The sequence below is a fragment of the Haloferax sp. Atlit-4N genome, assembly GCF_003383025.1.
Classification (GTDB): Archaea; Halobacteriota; Halobacteria; order Halobacteriales; family Haloferacaceae; genus Haloferax; species Haloferax gibbonsii.
Window position 1 is genome coordinate 1,257,305 of record NZ_PSYY01000002.1, and the last position, 6,430, is coordinate 1,263,734.

Here is a 6,430-nt window from a genome sequence, read left to right on the forward strand (position 1 = left end):
TTCAGTCGTCCCCTCCCGTGAGTGCAGTCACGAGCGTCCCCATGGCTTGGGCCTGCTGGGAGTCCGGATCTTCGAGCAGGCCGAGGTCCTTCAACCACTGGCGACGGTCACGAGAGAGCTTCCCCTGGGCGGCGAGGACAACGCTCTCGCGGTATCGCTGTTGCTTCAGCGCTCGACCGTCCTGTGTCGTCTTGATCTGAGTCTCTTTATCGACGAGCGGGTGGCCCGAGTCCAAGTCGTCCGGTCGGGTCTCTGCCCAGTTATCGAGGACGACGTCTTTGACGTGCGCGACAGATATCCGGAATAGCTCCATCTCGTGCCCTAACGGGGGCTCTCCGTGACGGTCCTCGTAGTCTGAAAGGTAGTCGTCGAAGATGTCGTCAACGAGGTCGCGAAGCGAATCGTCGAGGACTTTCTGATAAAACCGGTTGTGGTCGGCGTACGCTCCGTGCGTGACGGCGTTCGTGTTGTCGTCGGGAGCTCCAGATCCTTCGCGAGCGCCACCTGGTGCAGCGCCACCGTGGTATTTGCAATGGCCCTCACCAAGGTGATCAGTCCCCATCCCCGCCGTCTGGGCGCAGTAACCACCATCCTGTGTCGGATGGTAGTTGCAGTCCCCGTCGACGGGCTCGTCGTTACTCATCAGATACCCTCATGGAATGATTGTTTCAGAACTTGGCCTCGGCAGTCTGCAAAACGGCTGCCGCGCGCTCTTCGAACTGCTCGCAGTCACTTGCAAGCACGGTGAGTTCGACGCCCGCCCCCACGAGCTCGACGGTGAGCCGTTCGTCGACACCCGTGAGTGAAGCGATCAGCTTCGCGGACACGACGTGCGCTGCACGCCTGTGCCCACGAGGCGTCTCGACGACGACGTCGGGAGAAGTACTCATGAGCCCAGTTAGTGCCGCCCGGCGTGCTTGACGGCGAGCTTCACCGCCCGCTCGAAGATTTCGCGGTCTTTGCCCTGGATCCGTTCGTCGCTCTTCAGCGACCAGATCGTGCGGCGCATCGCCTTCCGAGAAACACGAATGCCGTCCTCCTCGAGACGGTCCGCGATAGCGGCGGCGCGTTGGACCATCTGAAGACGGGACCGAGTCCCGTCCGGCGCGCGGCCGGCGATGGAGCCACAATGGTCACAGACCGTTCGAGCTTCGTACGTCCGGTTGACGCCGTGTTCGCCGACGGGTTCGGTTCCAGTCACACGACCGGTTTCATCGCGGACGGTCACTTCGCCGAACTGGTCGTGAACGTGGACGTCGTGGCCGGCGACTCCGTTAGCGACCCGCCGGTGGTCGCGCTTGATCCGGTGGAAGCACGTATTGCAGACGCCCGGCTGCTGCCAGACATAGCGTTCGAACGCACGATCAGGACGGACGGGACGGTCGACACTCTGTGTGTTCTGCGTGAGTGACATAAGACGAGCTGCGAGGTTGGGAGTTGCTGTCGCTACTGGCCGACGCCGGTCATCCCCCGAAGCGGGGTGCGACGCCGTTGAGTAGAATCGGTACGAGTCTGAAAAACAGACAGTCGCGTGAGATGATAAGCCTACGCTTACCGTGCGTCTGTGGGCGGAACTCTCGGCTCGTGAATGGGACGACGTCCGTCTTTGGGGTCGGGGCGTCGTGTGACAAGCCCGTGATCGAGGAGTCGACGAAGGGCCCGTCGGGCGGCAGTCGTCGAAAACGTCGACGCTTCAGCGACCTCGTTGGTCGTCATGGGCGAGTCAGCCTCTTGAAGAACGAGCCAGACGGCAACGATGTTCGCCGGTTCGTCCTCGAGGATAGGCCGGACCGCGTCGTCGACGGTGAGGGTCACTTTGCACCGACCCCCTCGATTCGATAGTCAGTCATGACGTAGCCTCGGCTAATCGACAGCGGGTGATCGTCGGTGAGCGGAGGGTCATCCCCCGTGTGTTGACCCGGATCTCCAGTCCCAAGTGACCGGGTCAACCGTGTCATCCGTGGCAGCCTCATCCGTTTCCGCGTTTGCGACGAAGTCTGGGTCGGATATCGCCAACGCCCACGTATAGGTGTCCAATACGGGGTTGTTGGCGGTCTGAGTGTCACCGAAATCGACAGTTCCAGACGCTGGGAGTCCAGAATCCCCATACAAAGTGGCCCCGTGCGGCCCTGCTCGGTCGAAAGCATCGACAGATCCACCGTCGACGAGGCGACCCAGCGTCTTTCGGACATGCTCTTTCGAAACGCCGACTGCGTCTGCGAGCTCTCGGGCTGACGTCGTCGTTGGGGACTCCCGAAGCTGTTCGACGATAGCGCGTTGTTTCTCGGTGAAGCACCACTCGACACCAGGGACTTGGATGTCAGCGAACCCTGTGGGAACAGCGTCGGTTCGTACGAACACGGTCGCGTGGCTATCGGGGTCTTCGGGGTTCCGAGCGTAGCGCCCAGCTGCCTGTGCGGTGTGGTTCTCCCGCACCGATGCGAGGATTTCACCAGCGACATCAGCATCATCGCCGACAAACTCACGACCGTGGGCTCGCTGCTCTTCGCCGTCGACGTCGACCATCTTCGGGGCCGCGTCGAGGTCGAGCTCGGCCAGAAGATCGACCACAAAGTCGTCACCGGGGTCGATACAGCCTTCGATAAGCCCGATGCGCTCGTGGGCGAAGTCGTTGCGGCTCTTCTCCTCGCCGTAGTGCATCGTGTCGGGGCTCTGGACGCCGGTGTCGGCCATAATCTGTTTCAACTGTTGCTCGACGGCGCCGGTCGTGATTGCAGTCCGGAAGTAGTGGCCGTACTCCTCGTGGAGATGTTCGACGATCGTCTCGACCTGCCGCTCGTTGAAGTACTCGCCGCTCGCGAGGGGGCGGGTCGCATCGCCGACCTGGACGACACGAAGGCCGCGTTCGAACCGGCGCCACAGTTGGCGCTCTTCGGGCTCGAGAACGGGGGTCGTGTTGATGTGAGGGACGGTGTTAACCGACCATACCGGGCGGGCAGGGTGCGCGTCAAGACCGATGACCGACCGTGCCTGTGAGAGGTCCGGCGCCGTTCGGACTGTTCGGACTTCGTTGTCCTCGTCGAGGACGACAGACACCCATTCGCGATTCCATCCGTCGTCATCGGAGACCTGCGCATCGAGACGTGGAGGCTCGTGCGGGGTCTTCCCGACGCGACGACCATTCCCACGGTCCTCCGCGTGGAAGATCGCACGGGCGAGCGCGGGAGCCAACGTGTGAGCGCCGTCAGTTTCGAAGTACCACTCGCGGTCAGGGTCGCGATCAAGTTGGTCCCGAAGCGCGTTGCGCTCGCGAGCAGCGTCACCTTCCCACCCCTCGTGGAGAGAGAGCTGGACGAACGACTCCCATGTCTTCACCGGGGCGTCGATTTCCTTGAGGTAGGCCGTGATCGCACGTGCAATCCGGTCTTTCGAGAGGTCGGCGGTGAAGTCAGGCTCCTCGTCGATGACGACGTTGTTCCCCGTGCGAAGCCCGGGGACGTGGGCGAAGTTGTGCGTCGCGATGATCACCGCGAGGTCCTCGGCGTCCTTGTTCCGGAGGTCCTCCCACTGCTTGATCGCGGGGCACTTCGACGCTTCACCCTCCTCAAACTCACCGTCTTTCTCGTCGTAGGTCGTTGGTGATCCGTGGCAGCACGGAAGCTTGCAGTTCTGGTCGTTGTGTGTCTCTAAGTGACGGTGCGCCGCGGAGAACGCGATTCCACGCCCCTCGCACATCCGAGTGAGCCACTCAGAAGCGGGCACGCCGTTGATCGTGACAGCCTGACGGTCGGTGCCTTGGACGTGCTTGGGGTCATGGTCACCGGCAGCCACGGGGCAGGCTTCGTGCCGGCTCAGAAGCGCGAAGTAGTTGATGCCAGCTTCGTCGGCGGCCTCGATCGCCTCGTCACGCGCGTCGCGCGTCGCCGAGAGGTGGACAACCGGTCGTCCTCCAGTAACGCTCTTGTACTGCTCGGAATCCCACGCTTCGGTGACAAGGGTGTAGCTCTTCCCGAGCGACGTCGGCGCGTCGATGACTGTCTCGTCTTCGTGTCGCATCGCTTCGGTGATCTTCGCGAAGAGTTTGTCGCGAGCTTCGCGCGTCGACGGCCAACGGAGACCACGCTTCTTCGCTGCGCGCCGGCGCTCGTCTGGCGACAGCGCGTCGAGCTGGGCCAGCGGAAGAGCTGACTCCGGCGATGCGTCGATGTCCTCGTCACTCTCGATGGCGTCCTCGAGCAGCGGGGGGAGGTCCTCGTCGCGGTCAGACGTTCCTGATGAACGCTCCAGCTTCGGGATGTCGAAGCCGAGGTCCCGCAGATGGTCGATGCCTTTGAACCACATTTCTCCGCGGGCGTCGCTAGGAGAGACGTTTCGGTGGGAGAGCTCGCCGGCGTCGATGAGCGCCATGATGACAGGCCCACCGTAACCTCCCTCGTCGCCGGTGTCTTGCCAGATTCGCTCGTCGACGATGTTAGCGGTCCCGCTGGAGTTCTTCCCCCAAGTGGGAGCGAAAGCACGCTTCCCCTGACTTGTCGACGCCTCGTCATTCCAACTGAAGACTATCGTCCGGTCAGCGACCCGGCGCGCGTCGAGTCGGTCAAGCGCTGCGAAGATATCACGAATGTCGTCTGTCGTCTCGCTTGCCGTCGTCGCCGCGGGCTCGTAGTTGTCCAGGTCGTAGTCATCGCGAGCGGTCGAGACGCTCTTCCGACCGCCAGATGTGGTTTGGTCGTTCGCTTCCAGAAGCGCGTCAAGGACATCTCCGTTCCAGTTCCGGACCTCAGTCGGAGTGCCGGGAACGTGCTCTCCCGTCATCACGCAGACGCGCTTTCCGGGGTAGATCTCTATCGATGGGAGGTCCTCGTTCGAACCCCAAGGCTCGTCGTCGAGTTGCCATGCGGCCTGCTTGACGCCGTCCGGAAGGTCCCCACGGTAGATAGCGTGGGCCCCGGCGCCAGACTGAGAAATGTCGGCGTAGGTGAGGCCGAGGTGCTCAAGGATCGCGGCGAAGGCCGGGTGGATCTCCCCGGTCTCCTCGTCGCGAACGTCGTCGCCGTCGACGTAGACGTAGGGATCGTCTGGTTGCTGCAGGAACGCGCGGCCATCAAGGCGCTCGTCGACCTCAGCCATCGCGATGGTTTCGCCGTCGACGTAGTTCTCGGTGAAGCCCCACTTCCATCGGGCGTCGCAGTCACACTCCGCGGTCGTCTCCGCGTCGTGGTTGTCGCGCGAGCACGGTGCAGGGGCGTCACGGTCAGCCCACGGTGCGAAGGGCTTCTTCTCGACGTGGCCCATCCACTGCTCGCGCCCGAGGAGTTCCGGGGGAAACACCCCGGTCTCGGGCGCGCTGAAGTCGGCGTCGGCCCACGTCGACGATGTGGTTGTCGTGTCTTGGGGCTCGGCGACGTCGTCGGAGGGCGTGTCGTCAGTAGTATCTAAAGCGGCATCCGGTTTATCGGCTGCCGAGTGATGCCTCTCGGCGTCTGTAGCGACATCTGCCAGTCGAACGCGCGGGTCGTCGAGATCGCCGGCGAGCTCAAGCGCATCCGTGTCGCGAAGGGCCTGCCGAACCTCCCGCTCTTGGTAACCGTTCGCGACCGCCTGCTGGACGAGTTCGTCACGAGGGACGGCCTCATCGTCCTCGAGGCCGAGGAACCCCCTCGTCTCCCAGAGGAGACTCTCCCAGTCGAACGAGAACGTCACGCCGACTCACCTCCCTGGAACCACTCAGCGACCGGGTGGTCGCGCTGGACGCTCCAGCGGTGGACCTTGATAATCGCTTCTTGGAGGCTGGCCTCTTCGTGTGAGATCTCTGCGTCGCGGTCAGCGAGGCGCGCGGACTCGCTGCGGTACTCGTCGTGAAACTCGTCGAGCTGGTCTGCGAGGAAGAACAGCGTGTCGACGTAGTCAGCAGCGACTTCGAATTCGCCCGCTGCGACCGCCTGGACGATGACCTTCTCGAGGGCGTCGAAGGTGAAACAGGCGGCCTTGTGGTCGAAGTCTGCCGCGCGAGTGCCGGTGTCGGCGCTCACGCCGAAACACCTCGCTGGTCACGCGCGACAGCAGCCGCTTTTATCTTGGATTGTGAACCAGCGGTAGGAAGCCAAGGGCCGGATTTGAACCGGCGGGGGTTCCGCTCTGCAGGCGGATGCGTTGGGCCGAACTCTGCCACCTTGGCGCAGTTACTGGTATCCCTGTCTTGTGCTTAAGCCTGACGGTGTGCGACCTGAGTCGGGCGTTTTCGCTGTCTCGACCGAGAGAGCGGTCGCTGTCTGTGTAGTGTGCGAGCGAGCGTTTGCCGCTCGCCATAAATGAAAAAAGCCCACTGGACCGAAGTCCAGCGGGCTCTGTATGAGTGGGGGCGGCGAACTGGATTTCCCAGAGGATCGCTCACTCCAGTACTGACCAGAACGCAGGTGAGCTTAACTGCCGTGTTCGGGATGGGTACGGGTGGAACCTCACCGCTCTG

At 63.0% G+C, this 6,430-nt stretch carries 7 protein-coding genes, 1 tRNA gene and 1 rRNA gene; 1 reads left to right on the plus strand and 8 read right to left on the minus strand.

Annotation, left to right across the window (positions count from 1 at the left end; genetic code table 11):
* Nucleotide 1: 1 nt before the first annotated feature.
* The 3 genes from C5C07_RS15470 to C5C07_RS15480 are packed head-to-tail and all read right to left on the minus strand — an operon-like array spanning nucleotide 2 to nucleotide 1,078.
* On the minus strand, nucleotides 2–643 hold the full coding sequence (locus C5C07_RS15470) for a hypothetical protein (protein ID WP_115805449.1): 642 nt from the start codon (nucleotides 641–643) through the stop codon (nucleotides 2–4).
* Nucleotides 644–668: 25 nt separating this feature from the next.
* Nucleotides 669–890, minus strand: coding sequence for a hypothetical protein (locus tag C5C07_RS15475; protein WP_115805450.1), 222 nt, complete (start codon nucleotides 888–890; stop codon nucleotides 669–671).
* 8 nt (nucleotides 891–898) lie between these two features.
* Nucleotides 899–1,078, minus strand: coding sequence for a hypothetical protein (locus C5C07_RS15480; protein ID WP_115805451.1), 180 nt, complete (start codon nucleotides 1,076–1,078; stop codon nucleotides 899–901).
* Nucleotides 1,079–1,129: 51 nt separating this feature from the next.
* Here C5C07_RS15480 and C5C07_RS15485 point away from each other — a divergent pair, with 51 nt between their 5' ends.
* Entirely contained in the window at nucleotides 1,130–1,411 is a 282-nt protein-coding gene (locus C5C07_RS15485) for a hypothetical protein (RefSeq protein WP_115805452.1), read from the plus strand.
* Nucleotides 1,412–1,551: 140 nt separating this feature from the next.
* On the opposite strand, the gene C5C07_RS15490 is transcribed toward C5C07_RS15485, so the two are convergent.
* The 5 genes from C5C07_RS15490 to rrf all read right to left on the minus strand — a co-directional run.
* Entirely contained in the window at nucleotides 1,552–1,815 is a 264-nt protein-coding gene (locus C5C07_RS15490; RefSeq protein WP_115805453.1) for a MarR family transcriptional regulator, read from the minus strand.
* An 84-nt stretch (nucleotides 1,816–1,899) separates the two neighbouring features.
* On the minus strand, nucleotides 1,900–5,664 hold the full coding sequence (locus C5C07_RS15495) for a hypothetical protein (RefSeq protein WP_115805454.1): 3,765 nt from the start codon (nucleotides 5,662–5,664) through the stop codon (nucleotides 1,900–1,902).
* Nucleotides 5,661–5,993 (minus strand): hypothetical protein, encoded by a 333-nt coding sequence (locus C5C07_RS15500; RefSeq protein WP_042662578.1) that lies wholly within the window; start codon nucleotides 5,991–5,993, stop codon nucleotides 5,661–5,663. Before C5C07_RS15500 ends, C5C07_RS15495 begins: the two co-directional genes overlap by 4 nt.
* 69 nt (nucleotides 5,994–6,062) lie before the next feature.
* Nucleotides 6,063–6,139: transfer RNA gene (locus tag C5C07_RS15505), tRNA-Cys, on the minus strand.
* A gap of 178 nt (nucleotides 6,140–6,317) precedes the next feature.
* A 5S ribosomal RNA gene (rrf, locus tag C5C07_RS15510) occupies nucleotides 6,318–6,430 on the minus strand; the annotation flags it as partial.